This is a genomic window from Propionispora vibrioides (assembly GCF_900110485.1).
Classification (GTDB): Bacteria; Bacillota; Negativicutes; order Propionisporales; family Propionisporaceae; genus Propionispora; species Propionispora vibrioides.
This window is the reverse complement of sequence record NZ_FODY01000026.1, coordinates 1-25,012: the sequence shown is the minus strand read 5'-3', so window position 1 is coordinate 25,012 and position 25,012 is coordinate 1. Positions and strand designations below refer to the sequence as shown.

Annotated in this window: 27 protein-coding genes; 20 read left to right on the top strand and 7 right to left on the bottom strand. The window is 38.4% G+C overall.

From position 1 onward, the window contains the following. Window positions 1–50: 50 nt before the first annotated feature. Both BMW43_RS16960 and BMW43_RS16955 read left to right on the top strand, forming a co-directional pair. The gene (locus tag BMW43_RS16960) at window positions 51–905 is read left to right on the top strand and encodes an AraC family transcriptional regulator (RefSeq protein ID WP_091750432.1); all 855 of its coding nucleotides are present in this window, start codon (window positions 51–53) and stop codon (window positions 903–905) included. Between the two features lie 33 nt (window positions 906–938). Further along, on the top strand, window positions 939–1,604 hold the full coding sequence (locus BMW43_RS16955; RefSeq protein WP_091750430.1) for a phenylalanine--tRNA ligase beta subunit-related protein: 666 nt from the start codon (window positions 939–941) through the stop codon (window positions 1,602–1,604). A gap of 45 nt (window positions 1,605–1,649) precedes the next feature. Here BMW43_RS16955 and BMW43_RS16950 read toward each other — a convergent pair whose 3' ends face one another. After that, complete coding sequence (locus BMW43_RS16950; protein ID WP_091750428.1) at window positions 1,650–2,561, bottom strand: LysR family transcriptional regulator; 912 nt, start codon at window positions 2,559–2,561, stop codon at window positions 1,650–1,652. A gap of 211 nt (window positions 2,562–2,772) precedes the next feature. Between BMW43_RS16950 and BMW43_RS16945 the strand changes: the two genes are divergently transcribed. The 4 genes from BMW43_RS16945 to BMW43_RS16930 all read left to right on the top strand — a co-directional run bounded on the left by BMW43_RS16945 (window position 2,773) and on the right by BMW43_RS16930 (window position 6,263). Then, window positions 2,773–4,137, top strand: a complete 1,365-nt coding sequence (locus tag BMW43_RS16945) for an MFS transporter (RefSeq protein WP_091750425.1) — start codon at window positions 2,773–2,775, stop codon at window positions 4,135–4,137. A 280-nt stretch (window positions 4,138–4,417) separates the two neighbouring features. Then, a complete protein-coding gene (locus tag BMW43_RS16940) occupies window positions 4,418–4,924 on the top strand; it encodes a hypothetical protein (protein ID WP_091750422.1) in 507 nt (168 codons plus the stop codon). A gap of 106 nt (window positions 4,925–5,030) precedes the next feature. Next, a complete protein-coding gene (locus BMW43_RS16935) occupies window positions 5,031–5,477 on the top strand; it encodes a cupin domain-containing protein (RefSeq protein WP_091750418.1) in 447 nt (148 codons plus the stop codon). Window positions 5,478–5,648: 171 nt separating this feature from the next. Continuing rightward, window positions 5,649–6,263: a DNA alkylation repair protein gene (locus BMW43_RS16930; RefSeq protein ID WP_091750415.1), complete on the top strand. Its 615-nt coding sequence runs from the start codon at window positions 5,649–5,651 to the stop codon at window positions 6,261–6,263. 82 nt (window positions 6,264–6,345) lie between these two features. Here the strand turns inward: BMW43_RS16930 and BMW43_RS16925 are convergent, their stop codons facing one another. Continuing rightward, complete coding sequence (locus BMW43_RS16925) at window positions 6,346–6,723, bottom strand: PH domain-containing protein (protein WP_091750560.1); 378 nt, start codon at window positions 6,721–6,723, stop codon at window positions 6,346–6,348. Window positions 6,724–6,973: 250 nt separating this feature from the next. On the opposite strand from BMW43_RS16925, the gene BMW43_RS16920 reads away from it, so the two are divergent. Beyond that, window positions 6,974–7,600, top strand: coding sequence for a LysE family translocator (locus tag BMW43_RS16920; protein WP_091750558.1), 627 nt, complete (start codon window positions 6,974–6,976; stop codon window positions 7,598–7,600). A gap of 86 nt (window positions 7,601–7,686) precedes the next feature. Here the strand turns inward: BMW43_RS16920 and BMW43_RS16915 are convergent, their stop codons facing one another. Continuing rightward, entirely contained in the window at window positions 7,687–8,976 is a 1,290-nt protein-coding gene (locus BMW43_RS16915) for a condensation domain-containing protein (protein ID WP_091750412.1), read from the bottom strand. Window positions 8,977–9,047: 71 nt separating this feature from the next. Then, window positions 9,048–9,488, bottom strand: coding sequence for a MarR family winged helix-turn-helix transcriptional regulator (locus tag BMW43_RS16910; RefSeq protein WP_091750409.1), 441 nt, complete (start codon window positions 9,486–9,488; stop codon window positions 9,048–9,050). 270 nt (window positions 9,489–9,758) lie between these two features. On the opposite strand from BMW43_RS16910, the gene BMW43_RS16905 reads away from it, so the two are divergent. The 3 genes from BMW43_RS16905 to BMW43_RS16895 all read left to right on the top strand — a co-directional run bounded on the left by BMW43_RS16905 (window position 9,759) and on the right by BMW43_RS16895 (window position 12,990). Continuing rightward, window positions 9,759–10,280 carry a GNAT family N-acetyltransferase gene (locus BMW43_RS16905; RefSeq protein WP_218140715.1) on the top strand — a complete coding sequence of 174 codons (522 nt, stop codon included), beginning with the start codon at window positions 9,759–9,761 and terminating at the stop codon, window positions 10,278–10,280. A gap of 241 nt (window positions 10,281–10,521) precedes the next feature. Further along, window positions 10,522–11,595 carry a WD40 repeat domain-containing protein gene (locus tag BMW43_RS16900; RefSeq protein WP_177173650.1) on the top strand — a complete coding sequence of 358 codons (1,074 nt, stop codon included), beginning with the start codon at window positions 10,522–10,524 and terminating at the stop codon, window positions 11,593–11,595. Between the two features lie 474 nt (window positions 11,596–12,069). Then, window positions 12,070–12,990 carry a malate dehydrogenase gene (locus BMW43_RS16895; protein ID WP_091750403.1) on the top strand — a complete coding sequence of 307 codons (921 nt, stop codon included), beginning with the start codon at window positions 12,070–12,072 and terminating at the stop codon, window positions 12,988–12,990. 302 nt (window positions 12,991–13,292) lie between these two features. Here BMW43_RS16895 and BMW43_RS16890 read toward each other — a convergent pair whose 3' ends face one another. Further along, on the bottom strand, window positions 13,293–13,739 hold the full coding sequence (locus tag BMW43_RS16890; protein ID WP_091750400.1) for an MFS transporter: 447 nt from the start codon (window positions 13,737–13,739) through the stop codon (window positions 13,293–13,295). A 540-nt stretch (window positions 13,740–14,279) separates the two neighbouring features. Here BMW43_RS16890 and BMW43_RS16885 point away from each other — a divergent pair. Continuing rightward, window positions 14,280–14,795 (top strand): hypothetical protein, encoded by a 516-nt coding sequence (locus BMW43_RS16885; RefSeq protein ID WP_091750397.1) that lies wholly within the window; start codon window positions 14,280–14,282, stop codon window positions 14,793–14,795. 219 nt (window positions 14,796–15,014) lie between these two features. Here BMW43_RS16885 and BMW43_RS16880 read toward each other — a convergent pair whose 3' ends face one another. After that, window positions 15,015–15,392, bottom strand: a complete 378-nt coding sequence (locus tag BMW43_RS16880; protein WP_091750553.1) for a PH domain-containing protein — start codon at window positions 15,390–15,392, stop codon at window positions 15,015–15,017. A 550-nt stretch (window positions 15,393–15,942) separates the two neighbouring features. On the opposite strand from BMW43_RS16880, the gene BMW43_RS16875 reads away from it, so the two are divergent. The 4 genes from BMW43_RS16875 to BMW43_RS16860 all read left to right on the top strand — a co-directional run bounded on the left by BMW43_RS16875 (window position 15,943) and on the right by BMW43_RS16860 (window position 19,182). Next, window positions 15,943–16,572 carry a hypothetical protein gene (locus BMW43_RS16875; protein ID WP_091750394.1) on the top strand — a complete coding sequence of 210 codons (630 nt, stop codon included), beginning with the start codon at window positions 15,943–15,945 and terminating at the stop codon, window positions 16,570–16,572. A gap of 102 nt (window positions 16,573–16,674) precedes the next feature. Beyond that, on the top strand, window positions 16,675–16,872 hold the full coding sequence (locus BMW43_RS16870; RefSeq protein ID WP_091750391.1) for a sugar phosphate isomerase family: 198 nt from the start codon (window positions 16,675–16,677) through the stop codon (window positions 16,870–16,872). Between the two features lie 231 nt (window positions 16,873–17,103). Then, the gene (locus BMW43_RS16865) at window positions 17,104–17,664 is read left to right on the top strand and encodes a DNA alkylation repair protein (RefSeq protein WP_218140714.1); all 561 of its coding nucleotides are present in this window, start codon (window positions 17,104–17,106) and stop codon (window positions 17,662–17,664) included. A 300-nt stretch (window positions 17,665–17,964) separates the two neighbouring features. Further along, window positions 17,965–19,182: an MFS transporter gene (locus BMW43_RS16860; RefSeq protein ID WP_091750384.1), complete on the top strand. Its 1,218-nt coding sequence runs from the start codon at window positions 17,965–17,967 to the stop codon at window positions 19,180–19,182. 146 nt (window positions 19,183–19,328) lie between these two features. On the opposite strand, the gene BMW43_RS16855 is transcribed toward BMW43_RS16860, so the two are convergent. Continuing rightward, window positions 19,329–19,964 carry an NUDIX hydrolase gene (locus tag BMW43_RS16855; protein ID WP_091750381.1) on the bottom strand — a complete coding sequence of 212 codons (636 nt, stop codon included), beginning with the start codon at window positions 19,962–19,964 and terminating at the stop codon, window positions 19,329–19,331. A gap of 196 nt (window positions 19,965–20,160) precedes the next feature. On the opposite strand from BMW43_RS16855, the gene BMW43_RS16850 reads away from it, so the two are divergent. The 5 genes from BMW43_RS16850 to BMW43_RS21825 form a co-directional block, all read left to right on the top strand. Further along, window positions 20,161–21,270: a radical SAM protein gene (locus tag BMW43_RS16850; RefSeq protein ID WP_091750379.1), complete on the top strand. Its 1,110-nt coding sequence runs from the start codon at window positions 20,161–20,163 to the stop codon at window positions 21,268–21,270. A gap of 18 nt (window positions 21,271–21,288) precedes the next feature. Then, window positions 21,289–22,227: a hypothetical protein gene (locus BMW43_RS16845; RefSeq protein WP_091750377.1), complete on the top strand. Its 939-nt coding sequence runs from the start codon at window positions 21,289–21,291 to the stop codon at window positions 22,225–22,227. Window positions 22,228–22,248: 21 nt separating this feature from the next. Further along, window positions 22,249–23,337: a radical SAM family protein gene (locus BMW43_RS16840; RefSeq protein WP_091750375.1), complete on the top strand. Its 1,089-nt coding sequence runs from the start codon at window positions 22,249–22,251 to the stop codon at window positions 23,335–23,337. A 521-nt stretch (window positions 23,338–23,858) separates the two neighbouring features. Next, window positions 23,859–24,200, top strand: a complete 342-nt coding sequence (locus BMW43_RS16835; protein WP_177173648.1) for a pentapeptide repeat-containing protein — start codon at window positions 23,859–23,861, stop codon at window positions 24,198–24,200. A 486-nt stretch (window positions 24,201–24,686) separates the two neighbouring features. Beyond that, window positions 24,687–25,012, top strand: a 326-nt coding sequence (locus BMW43_RS21825; protein ID WP_342725859.1) for a reverse transcriptase domain-containing protein, incomplete at its 3' end; no start/stop codon positions are given.

The window sequence follows — 25,012 nt, the reverse complement described above, 5'->3', positions numbered from 1 at the left end:
TTTGCCGAGGGAGTTGGATCAGGCTTTCAAATTGCTGGGGAGGCGCTGGTATGTCAGGAGAGAACGAAGACCAAGTGAATTACTGGATCATGCCGGAATTGAATCATCTGGAATTGTTGCATGCGAAATATGTGAAACAGTCTTTTGCAAAGCATATTCATGAAGGATTTGCAATTGGTGTGATCGAAGCGGGGGCACTCCGTTTTTCCTATCGGGGTAAAACGAATATTGCAACTCCGGGATGTATTAACCTGGTCATTCCGGGAGAAGCTCACGACGGTACGGCTTTGTCGGAAGAGGGATGGACCTACCGGATGTTTTATCTTGAGTCAAAGCTTTTGGAGCAGGCTGCTGCTGAACTGTCCGGCAAGGACGGGAGGATGCCCTTCTTTGCGGATGGGGTGATCAAAGATGATACTATGGCCAACTTTATTAAAAGAGTTCACTGCTCGCTGGAAAAGGCGGTATTGCCGCTTGTAGAGCAGGAGTCAATGCTATTGACCTTGCTAACGGAATTTATTTCACGCCATGCCCGGGAGCGCTTGCCGGTAAAAACTGCCGGGAAGGATCACCGGGCGGTTCAAGTAGCCCGTGAATATATTGAGGAGACCTATGATCGGAATTTTTCGCTCCGGGAATTATCCGCTGTCTGCCATCTCAGTTCGTTTCACTTGCTTCGAATATTCCGGGAGCGGCTGGGAGTTCCGCCACATGCCTATTTAAAACAGGTGAGAATCAAGCGGGCCAAGGAACTGCTGGCAAAAGGACGTTCTATGGCATTTGTTGCTCAGGAGACAGGATTTACCGATCAGAGTCACTTTGCCAGGCAGTTTAAGCAGATTACCGGCATCACACCGAAAAAATACAGCAATATCATACAAGAAAATTCTCCGCCAAGAATTTAGAATGAAAGAAATTCTTATTAGGAGATGGTGGCTATGTTATGTGTCACGGATACCTGGCGGCAGATACACCAAGGTGCAAGTATGGGCCTTATGGTTGTAAAAAATATAGGAAAGCCGGCAAACGTTGAAGCAGGTGAAACGTGCAAACGGGAACTGGAGGCTAAGCTGCGGCAAACCTTTACGAGTAAAGAAGAACTGGTGAATTACTTTCCTATTTCAGTTTATAGTCAGTATTACAAGCAATATAAAAAGACATACCATGTTTTGCAGCAGTTAGAGTCTGTCGTTTTTAAAGAAAGGTCGATTCCCTCCGTTTCCCCAGCTGTGGAAGCGATGTTTATGGCAGAACTAAAAAATGGCCTGCTAACGGCCGGCCATGATTACGATGCGCTGCATTTGCCCTTAACGCTGGATGCGGCGACAGGGCAGGAGCAGTATACCCTGATAAACGGCAAGGAACAACGGGTAAAGGCTCAGGATATGATACTATCCGATACGGCAGGCATCATTTCAAGCATCATCTATGGTCCTGATCGTCGCACCCGGATTGACCCGGAAACCAGGCAGGCTGTCTATACCGTTTATGCTCCGGTGGGGATTCCGCAGGAACTGGTGAACCGTCATTTAACCGATATATACGCTTATATTAGACTGATGATACCGGGAGCTTTCCTGGATTGGCAGGAAATAGTCATGTAAAGCGGCGCGGCAGCTTGGTTGGAAGGAGTAGTAAATAATAATCACTTACTTAGAATCGGGGATATCGAAGAAAATATCTCCCATTTCCAATCTTTTTTTGACCAATCTAATAAATTCCCGTGCGGCAAATCCTAAGTACTTATCGGTCCGATAAAAAATACCGATATGGCGGGTAATCGGCCAATCCTTTATTTTAATCAAATGCAAGGTGGGGTCATTGATTGATCTGGTTAAGGGAAGCGGTTGGACGGTTGCGCCAATGTTTTCTTTTACAAACCCGAAAATGGAGGCTCCTGATGTCGTTTCTATGATCGTATTTAATTGAACTCCATTGTGCCGGCAGCATTCCTCAACCAGTTCCCTGCTTACAAAGCCTCTTGGATACATAACCATATGGATCTTATCTAAATCCATAATCGAAAGGGATCTGATATTGGCCAATTTGTGTTTTTTCGAAACAACTAGTACATATTCCTCCGAGTATAGCGGAATATGTACTAGTTGTTTTTCTGATCTTGGCAGAATGGAGATGCCCACATCCGCTTCATTATTAAGAACCTGCTTGTCTACATTAACTGATGAAAGTATCTTTAAATGGATTTGCGGAAACCGATTATGAAAATCGATAAATAAGGAATTTAGCCGATAATCTAATTCGGCATGTAACACTCCTACGGCCAAGCTTCCTCCCTGGAATTGGTGCAGTTCACTAATTTTGTCCTGTGTATTTTGCAAAGTCCAAAGAACGTTTTGGCTATTTCTTAAAAGAATAGAGCCGGCTTCCGTTAAGGTAATTCTTTTACCAATGCGGTCAAATAAGGGTAACCCGATTTCTTCTTCTAATGATGCAATTTGTAAACTTAAGGTGGACTGAGCGATTCCTAGTTTTTCAGCGGCTCTGGTAAAATGCAGTTCCTCACAAACTGCAATAAAATACTTCAATTGTTTAAGTTCCACTATGTATTCCCTCACGAATCATTGCGATTTTTAATGATAATCATATAATTCATTGTATTGAACAATCATTCCTCTTGTAATATGATAAATTTTGTATTTTGAATTATGTTGTTTGTGAGTCAGCAGCTTGCGTTACGACGACAGAAAGTTAATGTCACAATCGAATGGATGAAAGAATGTAAACATGAATGGAAAAAAGATGGTGAGTCACATGACAAAAGAAATAAAAATAGCCTTATTAATGGCTGCCAGTCTCTTTATGGAGATTTTAGACGGAACCATCGTAACGACCGCACTACCTACTATGGCCCAGGAGTTTCATACAGGCCCGGCCACCATTGCGTTAATGGTCAGCGTGTATTTGATTACCGTTGCTATTTTTATCCCCTTAAGCGGCTGGATGGCCAGGCGTTTTGGCAAGAAACGAATTTGGATTATGGCGGTTGGTCTCTTTACCCTTAGTTCACTTTGCAGTGCCTTAGCCCCTAACTTTGCTTTCCTTTTGCTCATGAGAATTGTCCAGGGAATTTCGGGAGCCTTGATGGTACCGACGGCAAGATTGATTGTACTAGAAAAAACACCACCTTCGCAGCTGTTAACCATGGTCGGTTACCTTACATGGCCTGCCTTGATCGCACCGGCCATAGCCCCCGTGTTTGGCGGATTTATTGTTACGTACTGGAGCTGGCATTGGATCTTTTTGATTAATATCCCCATAGGTTTCATCAGCGCCTTCATCGGCATGAAGTTAATCGAGACGGATCAGGTCAGTAATAGAGCTGTTTTTGATTTTTTAGGGTTTATCGAAATTGCCTGTTTATCCGGTGCTATTCTAACGGGAGCAGAGCTGGCCACGCATGGAAAAGAATATTGGTTTAGCGCCTCCGGATTAATTATCTTAGGGGTAATACTGTGCTTTATTGTTTTCAACCACTTAAAAAAAGCAGCTCATCCGTTGTTTTCCCTGGAGTCATTAAAAATCACTTCGTTTAGAGTTTGTCAGACTGGTGGTTCTGTCTTATGGCTGTCTGTTGGTGCCATGCCGTATCTGCTAACGATTTTTTTACAGACAGTCTTTCAGTGGTCTGCGGTAAAAGCAGGCAGTTATGTGTTATTTATTTTTGTGGGAAACGTGGGGATTAAGCCTTTTACCAATTTCATTATTCGAAATTTAGGCTACCGCGGTGCACTATTGTCAGCATTTGGAATGGTATTTGTCTCATCCATTTGTTTAGCATTCATTCAAACCGACACAGTGCCTATTTGGATTATGTTTCTTGCCTTAGTTTCCGGAGTAGGGCGTTCCTTGGCTTTAACTGCCTACAATGGGCTGAGCTTTTCTGAAATAGATCCTCAGCACCGAAACAGCGCCAATACGTTGAATTCTGTTACTTCCATATTGTCACAGGGAATGGGAATATCACTCATTACCGTGATTGCAAACTTATTGCAGCATTTCTTTCCCATGACTATCTCCTATGAATTATGTTTTGTTTTTCTCGGTCTGTTGATGATCTTTCCCGTTATTGAAGTACTATTTCTACCTAAAAACATTGGCCATGCGACAATCAACTAGTTTTAAAGAAGAGACAGGGATATTGTAGCGCATGAAAAATAGTGCAGATTCGTCCCTCTGCTCATCACCTAAGACGCATCACCGAGGATGGTAAACATATGGCCTGGTGGCTGAAGGTGACTTCGAAAATGACAAAGCAAATTGGGTTTGCGATACTCTGATTAACTAACTATCGTCCGGTACCTTTGGCTGCCGGGCTTATTTTTTATAGTAATATTCTGTCCTGTGCATAATTGATTTAATATTAGTAAAACTAGTAAGGCTGAAAGAGGTGAGAAAAATGGATATAAGCTATATCTTTATGATCTTTGCGGTTATGGTCGGGGTTGCATATATTTTATTAGTACCTAAAGAACAATATAAACGTTATCTCCTTTATGGACTTACCTTCGGAAGTATTGTGGATGTTATTCTGGTGTCAATACTTACTTATATGGGGCTTTTAAAGTACCAAAATATGGGCGCATTTAATGTTCTTGGAATTATTTCTGCTTGGACTCCAGTTTCATGGGGACTTACGTTTAGCATTTTTTTTTACTTGATGCCAAAACGTAAATCTTTTTTGTTAGCATATGTACCGGCGTTTGCTGCATTAAGCCAGATAATAGGAATGGTATTTCGGAACTACGGTTTGATTGAGTACAGAGGTAGATTTTTACTCTTCTTTGTTTTTTTAGTTTGGTATGCATTCGCAGCATGGGCATATCGAAGAGATTTACAGTTTTACCTATTGAGGTCGGCTATGCAAAAGAAGTTGCACCATGAAGATTCTGATGATGACATGTAAGATCAAATCCCTCCATTCTGGTCGATCACCCAGGTGGAGGTTTTTTCACCTAGTTCTGTATAGCGTCATATACTAGTAACAAACGATTCAGAGTTAGGAGGATAATATGATTCGTCCTAAAGATTCCATGAACAGAGAGCCAAACATAATTGACTATGGTCCAAAACCTTTTATCCTAGATCTAGAGCAGGCAACAAAACAAAATAAGACATTCCGCACCACTATATGGACGGGCAACTTTATGCAGTTAACCCTAATGTGTATTCCTGTTGGCGAAGATATCGGGCTGGAAATACACCCTCATCTTGAACAGTTCATTCGTATTGAAAAAGGGTCGGGACTTGTTAAAATGGGCGTTCGTAAAAATGATTTGTGCTTCCAAAAAAATATTGGTGATGGCTATGCCTTTTTTATTCCAGCAGGGACCTGGCATAACCTAATTAATACGGGGGAAAGCCCATTGAAACTGTATTCAATTTATGCACCACCCCAACATCCGAAAGGTACCGTACATCTTACAAAGGCAGATGCCGAAGCAGATGAAAACGACTAAAAAGCAATAACAATCCCCGCTTCGGTTGAAGTACATCCCAAACATTGGACTACTTAAAATATGGAAATAAAAAGAGCGCCCCTCTGCTCCACGAAGAAAAATCACCGTATCTGCTTCAAAGTAATTGCGAAAATGTAATTCTGAGGAGTATGCTGTACATAGGTGATATTTATGTATGAAGATATGATTGAAAAGATAACAAAAATAGAGAATGGATTTAAAGAAACAGAACATGCTGCTAACCTAATTATCAGCAATCATTCGGTACATGATTGTTTCTTGATGGCAAAAGAGTATTATCAATCGGAACATTATCAAGTCAGGTCCTTGGCTGCATTTATCTGTGGTGCCATTTCAAGCGGATTGCACGAAGCATTAGTCTTTTTAAAAGAAGCGGTTAGTTTGGATACAAGCTGGCAAGTTCAGGAAATACTGGCCAAAGCATTTGACCGGTTTTGTCATGATCGTGGCTATGAAAATTCACTGCCGGTCATGGAAGAATGGCTGAACCATAGTAATCCTAATGTCAGAAGAGCTGTTATCGAGGGATTACGGATATGGACGGGCCGGGATTATTTCAAACAAAACCCAGGCGAAGCGATAAAACTGCTTGCGAACGTAAGGAATGACCCCAGTGAATATGTAAGGAAATCAGTTGGCAATGCTTTAAAGGACATCAGTAAGAAGCATGGAGAATTAGTAGAAGCAGAACTGCAAACCTGGGATCTATCGCAAAAATCAGCACAACAAGTATATAAGCTGGCAAGAAAGCATCTGGAAAAGTAGATGAACGTGAAATGGAGGTGTCGCCAAATGTTTGGCGACACCTCCATTTTTATGCTATAGCACACGCCCAATACAGTGCTATTTAGCGTAATATATATGTGGCAAGCACACTCTGCAGTTCATAAATGTTGAGATTCTTATTGAATTTCTTTTCAATGGGAGTGTCAGTCCCGGAAATCCAGATTTTGAGCTCAGCATCAAGGTCAAAATGACCGGCGGTTTCAATACTAAAATGGGTTATGGCACGATAAGGTATGGAATGATACTCAACCTTTTTGCCGGTAATCCCTTGGATATTCACTAAAATCAGGCGTTTGTCCGTGAATATGAACATATCACGAATGAGTCGATAGGCCTTTTCAATTCTCTCGTTATTTGCGAGAATACTAGCGTATTCATTTTGGACAGTACTAATATTTACTTCTGATGCATTGCCCAGAACTGAATCTAAAAATCCCAAAGTAACAACTCCCTTATCATTAAAATCCACAATATCATTATACATGGAGTTAACAGATATAGTTAGAACAACTCGTGAAAATTTAGGGATATTGAACAACGTAAATGTCCAACTGTTTTCTATTCAGGAGTCTGCCCTGCATCTCTGCGGGCGATTTTTGGTTGATATATAATTTTATCTAAGTAATGAGCAAGTATCTTTGCTATATAGTATAATAAGACAAATATTCCGCGGAGGTAAGTGTTTGAATATGGAGATATCAAATATATATTTTTTTGTTTTCGTATCTTTAATTCTGATTTTAACACCTGGGCCAACTACGATATACGTTATTACGAAAGGAATGACGGAGGGACGTAGGGCAGCATTCAAGGCCCTGATGGGAGCATCGATAGGAGATATGTTTCAGGTATTAGCAGCTTCTTTCGGTTTAGCAGCCTTGTTACAAGCATCCTCTTTTGCATTTTTTATCATAAAGATGCTTGGTGCCGGTTATTTGTTCTATATTGGAATAAGGTGCTTTCTAAATAGACAGAAGGTGTTCGTAAAGACCCCTAAGGTGCAATCTAAAGGCAAGAGCTTAATTTTCACTGGTTTTTTAACCTCTGCACTAAACCCGAAGACTACGCTGTTTTTTCTCAGCTTTTTGCCGCAATTTATTGATAACAAAAGCGTAAATGCCCATTATCAGATACTTTTGTTTGGAGCAGTGTTTGTTATTATGGGATTTCTTATATTGAATATCTACGCTTTGGCATCAACAAAAGTACGCTCCTGGATTGAGAAAAATGAAAAAATACAGGGATATTTCAATTGGGTAACAGGGTTAATTTTTATTGGTTTTGGATTGCGTCTTGCATTGTCAGAACGGAGATAGCATCATGAAAAACCTCTCGGGATTTCAGATAGGAGTTAAGAAATCGTATGTGTGTCATGGGGACGAGGGTATTGGCAATTTACCAACTACTTGAACAAACTACTAAGTTCATTGCACATTGAGTTCATGAATTGCTCTATCATCGCTTTTGGCATTGTGGACTGAAACGAGTTCACGGTAAGGGTTAATGTATTATCATAAGTACTAGCAATAATTGCGAATCCAGGTGAAAATACGGCGGGCCCAACCATATAACATTCGTCAATTTTTAATAATCCAAACTTAGTTGTTTCGTCGGCAATAATTCCGACATTCGAGAGGGTCGGGATGCATAATCCGGTGGAAGAAAAGTATTTTTGACGCTGTTGAAAACGCATACCAACATTTTTAAAAATGCTCATTTTTTCATGTGCCAGTTCTAATGAATATGCACTTTTAATTCCGGGATAATTACGCATTATTTTTTTTGTTTCCATCACGAGACGTGATAATGTTTCATCGAATGATTCCGTAGGATCATGGTTAACCGTAATATCCTGTATTACAGAAAGATTACAAATCGTTTTTGATGTACGATCAGGTAAATATCTCCGCAAATCCACCGTAAAATTAAAAGCTATGGTCTTGTTCTGTATTTTCGCTATTTTAGATACAACTCTAATGAATGCAGTCAACAGAACGTCATTCACCGTAGCATCGTTGTTCCTAGCATAGTCAGCTATATTATTAACCGAATAAATTTTATTCGCTACAAATGTTCGTTCGTTCTCTTCGCGTAACTTACAGGGAAACGCCACTGTGGGTTGAGCCGGATCAGTCCCGGTTTTCATTATTTCGTTTACGGCGTTAGCAATATGCTGAATATTAAAAATCTGATCTTGTCCACGACTAGATGTTCTTGGTTCTACAACATATTGTAGTCCTTTACATAGCTGATTATAAATCGATGCCAGCAGGTTTAAATATTGCTTAAGTCCGGCTGCGTCTGAGCAAGCATGATTAATTTTTATACAAACAGTGTCCGATTCTGTCCTGATTAGGCGTACTTTTATTTGACAATCAGTGTCATAACGAGCGTCAATGAATTTTTGCAACTCTTCATCAATATTGTTAGTTTCAACCACAGAAAACAAGTCAGCAATATCAAGATCTTTTCGCAGTTCCCAAACAGGATAATTGCCATCTTCTATGAAGCGGCACCTAAGAATTGGTTCAACATCGAGGGATAACCATACAGCTTGTTGCAGCATTGTTTCATCAATTCTTCCATTAAGCCGTAAGACACAACGGATTTGACTGTCTGCAAGATATTTACCAATTAGATAATTTACCGCATCTTGTGCAACAACCGGAAAACATACGGGTTTTTTGTTCATGACAAAGACCTCCTAGTTATATTGTTAGTTTAATTGAATTAACTATTTTTATAAAAAAATATAAATATGTCTCACTTGTTGTTTTTGAACTCGTAATTCACAATAACTTTCCTCAATATATCGATATGCGTTTTTAATTCATCCTCTGTAAGGCACTCTTCAACATATTTGGCATAAGCATCGGTGGCGCCGTCATTTATTTCAATCAACTTTTTACCTCTATTATTGACCATAATATAATAAACACGACGATCTGTTGCTGATTGTACTCTTTCAAGATAGCCAATTTTTATTAGTTTGTTTACAATGGAAGTAACAGCAGGTTTGGTCACTTTAAGCTTTTCTGCTATCTCGCTATATGTAGGATTATTTATCCGATAGATATTGTCAAGATAATAATATTGCTTAATTGTTAAATTCGGCAATTCAGGCTCCGAATTGGCTTCGCGATAAGTTTGCGATATTTCAATTAATATCTTTCTAAGCTGTATATATAGATCAGACAATGCCACTTAAAATTTTTCCTCCCCTACAAAAAAAGTTAACACTACTTAACTATTATAGCCAATACGAGGCATAATAGCAATTGGTTTGTGTTTTTTATTCCGGAATCCTTACCGTTGTCCCTCAATTCTTTAAATCAGGGGGGCGGTTGATTGGGTTTGAAGGAGTTTGTCAATATACTGAAGTACCTTAATAAGGTAGCTGTTATGCAATAAAAGGTTTTTCGCGTTCACATTTTTATGGAAAAATTGAAGATGAATTGTGATGGAGATGGATTTATGGAAAATATCAACGATAGCGTACTCAATAAAAGTGATAACATAGTTCTTGAATCCGTTGATAAACATATTGACCAACTTGTTTGGGTTCTCAATCATGATGATTGTTTGATTGAGGCTCTAGGTTCGAATAACTCTGTTAAGATATCCAAACAGAATTTTATGGAAACCAATAAAAAATGGACTGTTGAGAGATGTACAAATTTATTTGCGATCGTTCTTGAGAAAAACGCGATAGGGATGATAGCGTTAAGTCATCAGGATATGGTCAACCATACTGCCCGAATTGGTTATTGGCTAGGGAGTAGATATTGGAATAAAGGATATGCCAGTAAAGCTTTTCGGCTTATACTCGAGTTGGCCAGAAGAAAGGGATTGAAGTATGTAAGTTCTACAATTAGAGAAAATAATATAGTATCTAGGAAAATATGGGAGAAGTATGGGGCCCAAAGTGTACTGGAAGATGATAAATATTCTTTTGTGATTGATATTGAAAAAATATTCCCAATGCGACCTCGGTAGCTGCATCTAATCATTGTGTCAAATTCATACATCATTTGCAGGAGTTTCCTTATTAGAATCTAAAATAGTATTATATTCCAAACGAATTTCAAAGATTAGATGCACGTGGATGTTACTCAGTGAAGCCGTTTTCAGATATCAATTAGGGCCAATTATGACAGATCTTATTTGGTTATAAAGCTCTAAAGAACTGTTCACGAGAGTTGTTGGAATGTACGATATTATAGGGGGAGTGATACGATTGTATCAGGTATTGTGGGAAAAATTTGAGTCATTTACGTTAACACCATTTTTGGCAATTATTTGTATGGTTATGTTTCTTAGCTTACCTCAAAACGCAGACGCGGCAATTCAAGAGTATAATTTATCGGGACATACCGCTTTGATTCGTTCAATTGACATATCTTCAGATGGAAGATATTTAGTAAGTGGCGGAGAAGATCGTATTGCGAAGGTTTGGGATTTATCAAATGGATCAATCTTTAGAGATCTAACTTCCTATACGGAAATTGATAACAAACAACGTACACACACGATTCAAGGACATAAAAAAGAAATTTTAAGCACTGCTTTTTCACAAGATAGCAAATTAATAGTCACTGGAGATTACGATGGGCATATTAAGATTTGGTCAACCGATACAGGGAAGATAACATTTTCAATAGACAGCTCATCTGGCTGTTTTGCGGAGAAGTTTTCTTATGATGGAAAATATCTTGCCGATGCTGGTGTTTTTGACAATATAACATTTTGGGACACAAATAAGGGAGATTATAACGGTCGTACGTCAGGTATTACTAAAATGCCATTTCAAATTGCATTTTCTAACGATAATAAATTAGTCGCCGCTGGAAACGATTTTGGAAAAGTCCAGTTATGGACAAATAAAGATGGCGATCGTCATGAACTACGGACGCTTTCGCAAAACAATAAATGGAACTATGTGAATGAGTTGGCTTTTTCACCGGATAACAAATGGATAGTTGCTGGAAGTGGCAACTATCCAGACAAGGCAGGAAATAACTTAAAGTTGTGGGAAGTCGACACGGGTCGCTTAGTGTGGAGTGTTGTTGGGGATAGTGATGGGATAGGTTCAGTAAGCTTTTCCCCTGATGGGAAAACTATAGCGACATTTGGACAAAGCCTTAAAATATGGGATATCTCTGGAAATTTATTAAAAGAAATACCATTAAAATCTACCAGCACTTCAAAATATAGAGGTATTCAAAAAGTACGTATAATAAATGACGGGAAGATAATAGCCTGTAGGTCAGATGGAAACAACATTAAGGTTTGGGTTATAAATGCTGAATAGCTTTTTGGGATAGGCTGCAAGGCTTATGGAATACTTATGAAGATGTGTGTGAAGAATGGTTTTTACCAACATATTTATCTTGTTTGTGTCAAGGAATATGAAATTTATAAAAGAAATCGTATTGATGCAAAAAAGATATTCTGGCACAAATAAGGAAAACTTGTGATAAAAAATTAAAACTCTTGCATTAATGCAGGAGTTTCCATTAGAGGTAACTGAGTTGTTTGTTACAGACTACAAAAGCCGAAATGGAGGTGTCGCAAAGCGGTTTGCGACACCTCCATTTATTTGTGAAAAGGAAGTTATGAGGAATAGAATAAGTATGGAATTTTTATTCATTATTATATAGGTATATAACTATTATTTTTATAAAATAATAGTATTTTACTTATTGCTATACTGGTGTTAGACTATGGGTAAATCATTTAATATATTAAAAGATTGAACACACTTAGCTTGAAGGAGCCGATTATTATGAAAATTTCTATTATTGGTGCAGGCAATGTTGGAGCTACTGCAGCAAATGTGATTGCGCTAAAAAATATAGCCAGCGATGTTGTTTTATTGGATGTTAAAGAGGGCGTTGCTGAAGGAAAATCTACAGATATGATGCAAGAATTAGCTATAATGGGATCGAACACAAGAATCGTTGGTTGTACCAATGACTATAAGAAAACAAGCAATTCAGATATCATTATTATTACCTCTGGCATTGCCAGAAAACCAGGAATGAAACGAGAGGAACTAATCGGAATCAATGCCGGAATTATGAAAGGTGTTGTAAATTCTTGTACAGAATATTCTCCGGAAGCAATATATATTATTGTATCGAATCCGGCCGATACATTAACCTATTTGACAATAAAACACATGGGATTGCCCCGGAATAAGGTCATTGGCATGAGCGGCGTACTCGATAGCAGTCGATTCGTTTATTATTTAAGTCGGGCAATTGGTTGTCATGATAATGATGTCGATGGCATGGTTATTGGTGTTCATGGAGATTTTATGCTTCCATTGACACGTTTTGCTTTTTATAAAGGCATTCCCGTTAACAAATTATTGGATAAAAGCGTTATTTCAGAAGTTTGCGCGAAAACAAAAGACGGTGGTGGGATTTTGACCCAGCTTTTGGGAACTTCTGCATGGTATGCTCCAGGGGCGGCAATTGCTACGATGGCGGAAGCGATTGCAAAAGACACTAAAAAGCTTTTGTCATGTATTACCTATCTTGATGGTGAATATAAAAATACAGATGTATGTGCTGCTGTCCCGGTGATCTTGGGAAGGGCAGGTATGGAAAGAATTGTTGATTTGGAATTGAATGCAGAGGAACAGGCTTTGTTTAATCAAAGTACTGCGGCTTCGAAACAAATCAATAAGATGTTAAAATAGCTTGAGTTGAAAGGCGTGGCTAATAAGCTGCCCCTGGAATATGAGATGGAGGTGTCGCGTTTCGCGACACCTCCATCTCATATTCATGACACTCAACCATACAGTATAAAAAGATCGTTCATTCCATTTTGCTTCTAGTGCATGGCTTTTTGTTTTTGTTTCGACGAATTATGGTGATGGTAAGCAGTAAGGCTAAACAAAAGAATAAAATGATAAAGCGGAAGGTGTTATTATGGAATTAACAAGCAGAAGGCGGGGCGCCTGATCATGCATACCTGACGTTTGTGATAATAGGTGTGATATTATATTATATCTGATGATATAGTAAACTGCATTACGGCCATGGCTGAGGGTTGGCTTAATGACCTTCCTACATTATAAATCGTATAAAACATTCCGAAAGCAGCTCCTGCATGTTCTGGGGGAACAGACGAAAGAACGGTTTTGGCTAAGGATGGCAAGGCAATACCGTTGGCAACGGAAATAAAAATCAGCGGCGTAATGATGGAGACGACGGATAGGTAGATGCCGAGATTTCCTAGCGTATATAGGCTCAAAGTAAGCAGAATAAGGCCGGCTAACATCATGCGAACTGCTCCGAAGCGATCGGCGAGGATACCTCCCAGTGGTCCCATAATTAGCTGGGGGACTGACAGGAGAATGATTAGCAATCCCGATTGTAACGGGCTTAATTGCAAAGTTCCCTGTAAGTAAATAGTCAACAAGAATGTAATAGCAAAGTAACCTATGCAATAATTTTAATGTAATACCCAGTCCGGCGGCATAGTCCCCATTATGAAGCAATGTAAGATCGAATAGTGGATGATTGCTCTGCAGCTCTATGTTTATAAACAGAACGCCCATTAGCAATGTTGTTACCAATAGCCCCAAAACCCGGACTGAATCCCAGCCCCATGCCTGCCCCTCGGAAACAGCGATTAATAAGGTGAGAAGTCCAATCGGCAATTGAAAGATACGAGCAAAAAGGGTACCTAACATCTTTTTCAGTTCCCGAACAATATAGTCTGGTTAACACGTATCTTATCAGGCATAAAGAAGCACTGGTTGTAAGTAGTCTGGTTAAATTTATTGAGATGCTGGAAGAAAATACTACAGTCTACCGTAGGTTAAAAGCATAAAAAAGTCCTGGGAGTCAGATTAGGACAATGAGTCTGTTCCCTAACGATCAATCTCCCTTGTCCTTCTTTTTTCCCCTTAACTCAATCATTAAGAATAATATGTCTTGTGCCATATTATACTATAAAGGTCGAAATAAGGAGGGACAGGCTATGGATGATAGATTCAAAAGGGGATTTCTGGCGGGAATTGTGAGTGGAATTCTTGCCAATGTCATTGATCTTCTGATGGGGAGCATGGGATTGACTACGCTCCGATTTGTAGACTGGACAGGCATCGTCGTACTGGCTCACGTACCGCCCTATACCTTCGCAGAGACGATTTTCACCTTTATAAGCCAAATATTCTTTACAGCTGTAATTGGGGTTGTATTCGTATACCTGCTTCCTTTAATAAAAAGCAAAAATCTTTTTTTAAAAAGTTGGTTTTTCTCCCTGCTGATATGGTTCACAGTCGACGGAATTACGACATTGTATAAAGTAGAAGGAACCTCTCCTATACCTTTGAAAACAGGTATAACCAATGTAATATCGTCAACGATATTTGGCCTGGCGATGGCACAATGTCTACATATGTTTGAACAGGAAAAGGCAACCTCTCCGGTTATGCCGCAGCCTGCCATGAAACCGCTTGATCCACCAAAAGACGAAGAGGATAAGTTACCCTGACTAAGGGCATTGGGGACGTTCTTCTGCTCTTCAAAGAAAAATCACCCTATCTGTTTGTTTCTTAATGGTAAAAGAGTTAAATTAAAATGATAAGTTGAGCTAAAAGGGTAAGAAAAAGCCAGGATAAAACAATAAGCTGCCCCATGAACCTAAATGGAGGTGTCGCGTTCCGCGACACCTCCATTCCTGTTTCATGACACTTACCTAATACAGTGCAGGTTAGCGCAATGTATAGGAGGCAAGTACACCTTGCAGTTCATAAATGTTAAGGTTCTTATTGAATTTCTTTTCAATGGGAGTATCTGTACCGGAAATCCAAATTTTGAGTTCTGCATCCAGATCAAAATGTCCGGCGGTTTCAATACTAAAATGGGTTATGGCGCGGTAGGGGATGGAATGATACTCAACCTTTTTGCCGGTAATTCCTTGTATATTCACTAAAATCAGGCGCTTATCCGTAAATAGGAACATATCACGAATGAGTCGATACGCTTTTTCAATTCTCTCGTTATTGGCGAGAATTCTAGCGTAATCATTTTGGATAGCACTAATATCAACTTCGGACGCATTGCCAAGAACAGAATCTAAAAACCCCAAAGTAACAACTCCCTTATCATTAAAATCCACAATATAATTATACATGAAGTTACCATATATTGTTAGAATAACTCGCGAGAATTAGAACGGATAGTAACAACGTAAATGCGCAACTGTTTTCTACATAAATTGTCAGACTGACAAAATAGGTTAGAATGATAGCAATAAGGCGACGGAGACTTGCTGTCATAAAATAATTATATTTGTAAAATTAATACAGATTTTAGCAGGAGTTTCCTTGTTTAGAATCTAAATTAGAATTATATTGCAAATGAATTTCAAAGAATAGATGTACGGATTTATGGAAAGCCGGAAAGAATAAACCGGATGGTAAACAGTGATATGGTTCGTGAACAATGGGTATACGGCAGCAACTATCTATATCTGGAAACTGGTGTGGTAACTAGTTGGCAGGATAGTGAATAAAGGATTGAATTATTCTGTTTTACGGGATATTTATTCATCTCTTTTTAGCTGCACAGAAATGGTATTACTGTCTCTTGCAAAATTAATTAATAAATAATTAATCTTATATAAAATGGAGGTCAGGATGAAAAAAGTTCTTATATTAACCTTGCTATTAATTGCTCTAACCTCAGTTGTATTTGCGGCAGATTCTCGCGATACGCAATATTCGCCTAATGAAATATATAAAATATTATTTACTGGGATTGGTAAAGAGGAGCTTTCGCAGCCTACAGTAGAGTTAAAGTTTGGTGAGAATTCTGCTAGTAAAATTGATGAAATATTAAAGGAATTGCCATTTAAGAAAAGTAAAATTGCACAGGGAAAGATAGAAAAATATAAATATACGCAAGTAGACTACGATAATTTTTGGACAGTATATCTTTCTGGTGTAGGCGATGAATGGGATCAAAAATTATTTGCAGTAACATTTTCAATTAAGTTAAAAAATCAAAACGTGCAGGAAAAGGATACAAGTGTTTTCTTAAAACTTAAACAGATGTACGGCGAATACACGACTTTATCAAAGTTTATATATGGTGAGAACAAGTTTGATCCTAATTTGAATTATTATATTTGGGAAAAAAATAATGTTATTATTACATATCGTTGCAATAAAACGGAGAAAGATTCAACATTAGTTGTTGAAATGTGGGATAAAACTTATTTTAGGCAAAATGAAGAGAATGGGAAATACTATATTTTACAATATTAAATCATTGAACTAATACATTGAAGTAAAGGTGAAGCAACGCTATTATGGAGAAAGTCTCCTCGGGTAAACCAAAATGAAAAGATAACGAAGGCGGCTATCACGATGGGGGCAGGCGATATCCTGCAGACTGGGAAGATCGTGCTGTTGGCCACTGGCAGTCAAAAGGCTGCTGTGCTCAAGAAGCTGCTAACCGGGGCTGCGGTCACTACGCAAGTGCCGTGCACTCCGTTAAAGCTGCACTGGGATGTCACGGTTATCCTGGATCAGGAACTGGCCCGGCAGATAGGCGCAAGTAGCTGATTTGCTCTATGAATAGTAGCGGAACAGAGTTTTTTTATAAGTCTCGTATTTTAAATAAATATGTATTGCTAAGAAGTAAGAAAGACGGCGACTGGTCTGAGATAAGCAAAGACTGCACGCCGTCTTTGCCTATAAGGGTTAGTAGCCGCTGTTATTTAGGAATTACTATCTAGATCACTCTTGGAGATGGTCTGCCGAGTTGGAGGGTGTAGAAGAAGAGAGCTTGGCGAATTGAACGAACCGTCTCAGATGGTTTTCAGTACAGGCTTGTTTCTTGCTGGCAAAGGAATATTACCAGTCAGAGCATTATCAAGTGCATTTATCTGTGTTGCCATTTCAGGCAGATTGCACGAGGCATTAGTCTTTTTAAAAGAAGAGGTTAGTTTAGATAAAAGCTGGCAAGTCCAGGAGATCCTGGCCAAAGCCTTTGAACGGTTTTGTCATGAGCGTGGCTATGAGAATTCACTGCCGATCATTAAAGAATGGCTAAACCATAGCAATCCCAATGTCAGAAGAGCTGTTACCGAGGGATTACGGATCTGGACCGGCCGGGAGTATTTCAAACAAAACCCCGATGAAGCGATAAAACTGCTTGCAAACTTGAGAAATGACCCTAGTGAATATGTAAGGAAATCAGTAGGCAATGCCTTAAAGGACATTAGTAAGAAACATGGAGAATTAGTCGAAGCAGAACTTCAAACCTGGGATATATCACAAAAATCAGTGCAACAAGTTTATCAGCTGGCAAGAAAGCATTTGGACAAGGACAAGAAGCCTTGGCAAATTGAATAATCGCTTCCCAAAAACAGGAACAGGAGATGTCGCTAAACGGTTGGCGATATCTCCTGTTCCTGCTATACCATCTGCTGCTACATGGTTTTGTTGTTTTGGTGCCGATAAAGTAAAGAGATGGTAAACAGTAGGGCTAAACCCAAGAATAGGATGATAAAGTAAGCCCTGGCCCAACCATAGCGGTCAGGCAACTATCCGTTATAGATGTTTTCAAACTAGCTGCTGAGCTGATATAATAGTTGGTATAACAACTAAGTCTCTTGATTTATAATCAGGGGTAGTGAACCGGAGGCAGTCAATATGGTGAAGCAAACCGATGCTCAGAGTGAGCCGCAGGAACAAACCAAGATATGGAATTTCATGTTTATTAGCATCTTTTTTGCCAATATGGTGATGAATCTGGCTCAGTATATGAGTAATGCTCTATTGGCCATCTATGCCGATTCACTGGGCGCTTCCGCTTCGGCCATTGGCGTTCTGATGAGTACGTTCGCCGTTTCGGCCTTGCTTTTTAAAGTGGTGTCGGCCCCGGCGATGGATACCTATAACCGGAAATATCTGGTGGCGGGCGCCATGGTTACGATGACGGCAGCCTTCCTGGGATATAGCCTGTCGCAAAGCGTACCGTCACTGATAGCCTTTCGCATTCTGCAAGGCTGCGGCCAGGCCTTTGGCAATGTTTGCTGCCTGGCTATGGTGGCTGAGACATTACCCAAGAGTAAGTATGGAGCCGGAATCGGCTACTATTCGCTGGCGCAGGTGGTGGCCCAGGCCAGCGGGCCAACGGTCGGACTGTGGCTTGTCAGCCAGATCGGATACCATCTGACGTTTGCCTTTAATGCCGGTGTCATGCTGCTGGCCGCGTTTTTGGCTTTTAAGATCAAAATTCGCTATAAGCGAACTAAAAAATTGAAAATAACGTTAAACAACATTCTTGCCAAAGAAGCATTTTTACCGGCCACCGTGCTGGTTTTTATCATCATGGCGTTTTGTGTGGTAAATTCTTTTCTGGTCGTCTTTGCCAATGAACAGGGAGTTGGATCAGACATTAGCCTGTATTTCACCGTTTCGGCCATAACGATGATCTTTACAAGACCCATCGTCGGCAAGCTCACCGACCGGTTCGGCTTTGTCAGGGTATTTACTCCCGCACTTTTTTGCGATGTAATTTCTTTTTTTATCATCAGTGTTTCCCATACGCTTTCCAGCTTTCTGCTGGCCGCGTTTTTAGCTTCTTTTGGTTTTGGTGCATGCCAGCCGGCCATTCAGGCGTTGGCTATGAAGTGTGTCCCCAATGAACGCCGGGGCGCAGGGAGCAGCACCAATTTTGTCGGCATGGATATCGGAAACCTACTGGGCCCCACTTTTGCTGGCTTAGTTGCCCAGACCTTCGGCTATAGAATTATGTGGCGCGTCATGGTTGTGCCTCTGCTGATTGCCATAGTTGTTGTAATTATTTTTAAAAGAAAAATAGCCTGTATTGAAGCAAGCTTCCTGGCAACGCAGCGGAGCCATTAAGAAAATGAATATAACTTGTTTCTGTGAAGTTAGCGGACTACTATAAAAAAGAGCGACATTCCTGGTTAAAACAGTCTAGCTGTCGCTTTTTTGTCCGCTCGCTTACCTGCAAAAACTGCCCGGCTAAACTAATGAGAAAAATAAAGTCAAGACAGAGTTTCGTAATTCAAAGATAAGGTTTGCTTACACAGTGATAAATCATGTATTCTAATGGTTTTGTAGCGCCGACCAGTCATTTGTAAAGAATAAAGAGCAAAATCCATAGGGGAAGCATTTGTAGGGAGCGCTTGGCTAAGTAGAACTTCATGCTTCTCATGAATTGTAACAATAATATGAAATTTTGTTTCTTGGTAATTAGGAATAATTTTGAAATATTTCTTTGCTGGTTTTGAATAACTTTTATGTGGTTGTACCTTAAGAATAGTGTCTTTATATCCTTGAGGCATAGGGAGAGAGACAATGCGGTTTTCATCAACCCACTCAAGACGTCCACCATCTTGATCGATAAGAGTGTTAGGAGTAGATCGTGGGCTACAAAAAAAGGGAATGATAAGCACAGAGGACTCTCCAATTTCATAAAGCCAAGGTTCATAAAGTTCGCACACGTCAATCTCAATTCCAGATTCCTCACGAAATTCAGTTTTTAATCTATCTTTTATAGTAAAATCATTTGCTTCTAAATGTCCTCCTAATAACTCATATTCATTTCGTTCGTTTATACGTAATAGGTATTTATCATTCTTTTTTAAAACACCTTTTACCGATATAGGTAATCCATTCATAAAAAACACTCCTTATAAAAGATGACTATACAGTATAAGAATACAACTAATCAATGTAGCTGTAAATAACATGCAATTATTCATATAAAATAATATCTTTTTAATTTAATGAATATGTATTGTGGATTAAAAGAATATATTGTATATTGTACCTGTTGAGTAAAAAATACCCAACAAAATAAAGGGGGTATTTTTCATGGGAATTTATATTATACGAAATGGAAGGTTTCTTCCACATCAGGCAATTATTTTGACTAAAAAGCACGCTTTTCCCGATTTTAAATTAGAAAAAATAATCAATGCTTATCAAAAGAGAAAATTGCATAACGTGAAAAATTCTATATGGGAATTGGAAGTCCATCCTGTTAACTTCTGCCAACTAAAATGCAATGGGTGTTCCTATGGAAGTCGTCATAGTGGAATGGTAATTAATTTTGATAGACTAATTGATTTAGTAAATTATTATAATAAAAGTGATCTAAAAACAATATTTTTTTCAGGTGGTGGCGATCCGTCAGGATGGAATAGATGGGAAGATTTTGTAGAAAGAGTTGAACATAATAGATCTTGGCATATAGGAACATCTACGAATCTATACAATCTAAGTAACATGAAAAATATTCTAAATAAAATTGATTTTTACCAAATTCATGTAGTTGGTTATGATAAAGAAAGTACAATACAAGAATGTGGCTTAGATGTATTTAGCTCTATAGATAATAACATTAAGACTTTATTTGAGAGAAGAAAAGACAATCAAACAATAACGATGAAATTTTTGATGAGAAATCAAAATTACACAGAATTGAATTATTATATAAATTATTTGGAACAATTTGATTGTGATTCAATAGTGATTAAATTAGAACAAAATTTTTTAGAAAACAAAACGCTGAATGGTGCTATAAACTTACAACAAGTTCGTGAAACTCTAAAGGGTAGCCATATTTTATCAAAATACGATTATCTCTTAGATAATCTGGACGATCCGGTATTCAATAACCCTATTCCACGGTCTTGTTATATTGCTGCGACGGGATTATACGCTTTATTGCGAACTAACGGAGATTTATTTCCATGCGTTGCATCTCCCTATGATAATAAAAATGCTTATTGCAATATCAATATTACAAGTGACTATTCTAACCATTTGGACGCTAATTACTATGATTTAAAAATGAAAAATAAAGTATGTCCATTAAAAGCTTGCCGTCACTATAGATTTGACTCTATTATTGAAAATTATCTTAATAATAAAGAAAGACGTCTTGAAGATGTCAATGAATTAGAACCCACACTTTTGTAAAATTCAGGAGGTAATAATATGGCTACAAATGATATATGGGGAATCACAACGTATTTTAATCCGGCTAAATATAAATCTAAAAAAGAAAATTATTTGACTTTTCGTCAAGAATCAAAACGTAATGGATTGAATCTTTTATGTGTAGAATTAGCTTTTAATGATGCAAATTATGAACTTACAAAGAATGATGCCGATATTATGATTTATGTGAAAGCCAAAGGTAATAGCATTATGTGGCAAAAAGAAAGACTTTTAAATATAGGTCTGAAGAAACTGCCTAGGGAGTGTAAGAAAATTATATGGATTGATTGTGATATACTTTTTGAAAATAAAAATTGGGTAACTGAAACAGCAAAATTATTAGATAATTATTATATCATTCAGCCATTTAAAAACGCATATAAGTTAACATGTGAGGAAAAGTTTCCTGTTGATATTACAAATCGGGCAGTTGGTGGTAACAACGGAGAGAAGCTTCCTAGTTTTGCTTATGTTGTCACTAATGAAGGATTCTCAACAGATAAATATTGTGGACATAAAGGGTATTGCTGGGCAGGGCGACGAGAGTTGTTTGACAAAATAGGGTTTTATGATGCAGCCATTTTGGGAGAAGGAGATTCTGTTATGGCTCATGCGTTTATAGGAGTTCCTGTTACGGGATATACAGAAAAGCTCCCTCCTAAATGCAAGGCACATCAAATTTTATGGGCAGAAAAAGCGTTTAATATAGTTAATAATAGTATATATTATATGAATTACAATATATTTCATTTATACCACGGAGAGTCAAAAAATAGACTTTACAGGGAAAAGTGCTTACATTATGCTCTTAACGACTTTGACCCTGATACAGATATTAGAATTAATCCACACAATCTAGTATGGGAATGGTCTAGTGATAAGCTTAAATTGCATCAATTTATGTTTGAGTATTTTTATCAAAGGAAGGAAGATTAAAGCATAAAGAGGGGAATATTTATGATAGCAGCGGTATGGGGAACGGGGGAATTTGGGAAATATATCAAACAATATTTTAACAATGAGAAAATATCTGTAGAATATTTCATTGATCAAAATAGGGATGCGTTAACTCTAAATGGAACTCAGATTATATTACTTCCAGAAAAATATTTGGAAGAATTAGATATCGTTTTAATTGGTATGTTAAAAGAAATTCCATTCAAGGATGTTGTGAAAAAGTTGAGAATGGCAGGTATTAACAAGATTGGAATAGTGCCTGCTTACATATTTATGTCTGGAAAAGAGATTAGTATAAAGGATATTTTCTGGCTAGACTTGAAAAAAGAGATTATGCCATATCTAGAAACAAATATTATAGATTCTTGTAATTTAAAATGTAAGGGATGTACCCATTTTTCCAATTTATATACTAACAATAGTATTTACGATATTGAATTATTCAAAAAAGATTTGAGTAAATTAGAGGAGAATTTTAACATATTATACTTTCGTTTATTGGGTGGAGAGCCATTATTGAATCCTGATCTGGTACAATATATTAAAATTACTAGGACCATACTTCCAAGTACAGATATTAGAATTGTTACTAATGGATTGTTAATTTTGCAGCAAAAAGAGGACGTGTTATTTCACGTGATGAAACAATATAATATTAGTTTTGATATTTCTAGTTATCAGCCCACTCGTAAAATAAAACACAGTATTATAAAAAAACTAGATGCGTATGATCTTCGTTACCGATTTTCTATTGATATAGAGACTTTTAATGCTCTTTTAACCATGCATGGAAAAAATAATCCACAAATATCACAAGAAAAGTGTTTTAATAGAGGATGTCGTTTTTTACGAGAAGGTAAGTTATACAAATGCCCCTTAGATGGCTTAATGTATAAATATAAAGAGTATTTTGGCATAGACAATTTGCCAATAGATAGCGGAGTAAATCTGTATATGGATGATTTTACCGGACGGATTAATGCATTGGATGATGCTATTAGTTTATGTAAATACTGTTCAGAAAAACCGCGAATATTTAAATGGGACGTGGCTAGAAAACCAGAAATAGACGATTGGCTGGATTGCTAGGGAAGTCAGACTGTGCAAAAACATTTAGCAGTCTAGATCTTGAAGACAACGTACCGATTCTTTTTGTCTACTCCTTGGCACTTACGTATTTTGTGGTGTAAACCTTGCCTGCGGGTTTCCAGGCTAAAAGAACAGGTCAGTCGGTGGTTGCTAAGTTTCTCGTGTGAGTAGACGGGGGATTACCCCGAATTTACTACTTCTAGAAGAACAGTTTGAGGATGAGGTGTTTGGCTTTAATCCTCTTTTTTGTAAGTGGCTTGATAAAAAATTTAGAACTATGGAATAGACCGCAGATAAAAGAATGGTGAAAACTCCTGCGTTGGAATTAGTGTTTTTAATGCTTTTGGCTCGCCGAAAGTGTCCCTAGCATTGGTGCTGTTTATAATTTGTATGAATTTTACAGGAGTTTTATGGATTCACCCGAAATAGTAAGATATAATAGGCGTTATTACTTTGTCCATACGTTGTTAAATCATAGAAAAACATGGAATTATAGTTAAATGTTACGTGAGGTAAATATTATGAGTAAAAAACCCGCTAAGTCTAAATTATTAATGCCCAATCTGCCGAACGAATTGCCCTTGGCATCTATAAATGAGCTTCGTGAGGAAGACTCCGTGGCACTCAGCCTGATACAAGACTGTACATTGGGAACTCAGACTGCCGCAAATGTTGCCATTAGCCAAGTTCTGTTTAAGAATGTTGTTTTTAACTCTGTACATTGGCCGGCCCTCAAACTAACTGATACTGTTTTTGATCAATGTGATCTTTCCAATGTAGATTTCACTCATTGTTTTATGGACCGTGTACAGTTAACCAACTGCAAGCTGGGAAAAGGCTTGGGGACGGTGGTTGTGTCTTGAGGAAAGAATTTATCGGAGAGATGTATAAAGGAAGACGGTACCCACCGTTCCCGTGTCTCCTGCGAAGGAACCGGTTGCGATTGATAGCCTATAGGGACTGGAATATTAGATGTATTGTAGTAAAAAGTTAACGGGAAAAGACGTTCACGGCTGTTAAGCGATCGGACATACCTAGGATAATGAACCTCCCTCTTGTTTTGAAGAAATAGAAGGCGGGGGCCGGAGGAAGTGTCTTATAGGACAGAACCATCGTCCGCTGTCCCTTTTGCGGCAAAGACGGGCAAATTGTTAAAAAAACAACAACCCATCTGCCTATTTTAGAAACAGAGAGAGTGTGAGTGCTTTTTTGAAGGAAAGATTTATTAAAATAAAGTAAGACAGTACCACCGTCCCTGTGTCTTTCCGGAACCATCGTCCCTTTGTCCTTCTGAGTGTTTTTTGAAGGAAAGATTTATTAAAATAAAGTGAGACAGTACCACCGTCCCCATGTCTTTTTTATACCTGCACTATGTACTGGACTTGTGGTTTACGGTAAAGATAAAGCGGGAATGCAGAGGCGAAGCCTACATAATCCGGTATTGTGATGACTTTGTATGCTTCTTTCAATACCAAGATGATGCGGAAGATTTCTACGGTAAGTTGAAAGAACGATTAAGAAAATTCAACCTAGAGATAGCAGAGGAGAAAACAAAGATCATCGAATTCGGACGTTTCGCCGTGGAAAGGCGGAACAAAAGAGGGGAAGGCAAACCAGGGACATTCGACTTTCTCGGCTTCACCCATTACTGCAGCCAAAACAAGAACGGAAACTT

Excerpts from the sequence above, each read along its gene's own strand:
- BMW43_RS16855 (WP_091750381.1), bottom strand. The coding sequence starts at position 19,964 with ATGAATGGATTACCTATATCGGTAAAAGGTGTTTTAAAAAAGAATGAT.
- BMW43_RS16835 (WP_177173648.1), top strand. The coding sequence starts at position 23,859 with ATGAGTAAAAAACCCGCTAAGTCTAAATTATTAATGCCCAATCTGCCG.
- BMW43_RS16945 (WP_091750425.1), top strand. The coding sequence starts at position 2,773 with ATGACAAAAGAAATAAAAATAGCCTTATTAATGGCTGCCAGTCTCTTT.
- BMW43_RS16845 (WP_091750377.1), top strand. The coding sequence starts at position 21,289 with ATGGCTACAAATGATATATGGGGAATCACAACGTATTTTAATCCGGCT.
- BMW43_RS16840 (WP_091750375.1), top strand. The coding sequence starts at position 22,249 with ATGATAGCAGCGGTATGGGGAACGGGGGAATTTGGGAAATATATCAAA.
- BMW43_RS16915 (WP_091750412.1), bottom strand. The coding sequence starts at position 8,976 with ATGAACAAAAAACCCGTATGTTTTCCGGTTGTTGCACAAGATGCGGTA.
- BMW43_RS16960 (WP_091750432.1), top strand. The coding sequence starts at position 51 with ATGTCAGGAGAGAACGAAGACCAAGTGAATTACTGGATCATGCCGGAA.
- BMW43_RS16955 (WP_091750430.1), top strand. The coding sequence starts at position 939 with ATGTTATGTGTCACGGATACCTGGCGGCAGATACACCAAGGTGCAAGT.
- BMW43_RS16920 (WP_091750558.1), top strand. The coding sequence starts at position 6,974 with ATGGAGATATCAAATATATATTTTTTTGTTTTCGTATCTTTAATTCTG.
- BMW43_RS16885 (WP_091750397.1), top strand. The coding sequence starts at position 14,280 with ATGGATGATAGATTCAAAAGGGGATTTCTGGCGGGAATTGTGAGTGGA.
- BMW43_RS16860 (WP_091750384.1), top strand. The coding sequence starts at position 17,965 with ATGGTGAAGCAAACCGATGCTCAGAGTGAGCCGCAGGAACAAACCAAG.
- BMW43_RS16895 (WP_091750403.1), top strand. The coding sequence starts at position 12,070 with ATGAAAATTTCTATTATTGGTGCAGGCAATGTTGGAGCTACTGCAGCA.
- BMW43_RS16870 (WP_091750391.1), top strand. The coding sequence starts at position 16,675 with ATGGGGGCAGGCGATATCCTGCAGACTGGGAAGATCGTGCTGTTGGCC.
- BMW43_RS16930 (WP_091750415.1), top strand. The coding sequence starts at position 5,649 with ATGTATGAAGATATGATTGAAAAGATAACAAAAATAGAGAATGGATTT.
- BMW43_RS16940 (WP_091750422.1), top strand. The coding sequence starts at position 4,418 with ATGGATATAAGCTATATCTTTATGATCTTTGCGGTTATGGTCGGGGTT.
- BMW43_RS16850 (WP_091750379.1), top strand. The coding sequence starts at position 20,161 with ATGGGAATTTATATTATACGAAATGGAAGGTTTCTTCCACATCAGGCA.
- BMW43_RS16875 (WP_091750394.1), top strand. The coding sequence starts at position 15,943 with ATGAAAAAAGTTCTTATATTAACCTTGCTATTAATTGCTCTAACCTCA.
- BMW43_RS16935 (WP_091750418.1), top strand. The coding sequence starts at position 5,031 with ATGATTCGTCCTAAAGATTCCATGAACAGAGAGCCAAACATAATTGAC.
- BMW43_RS16905 (WP_218140715.1), top strand. The coding sequence starts at position 9,759 with ATGGAAAATATCAACGATAGCGTACTCAATAAAAGTGATAACATAGTT.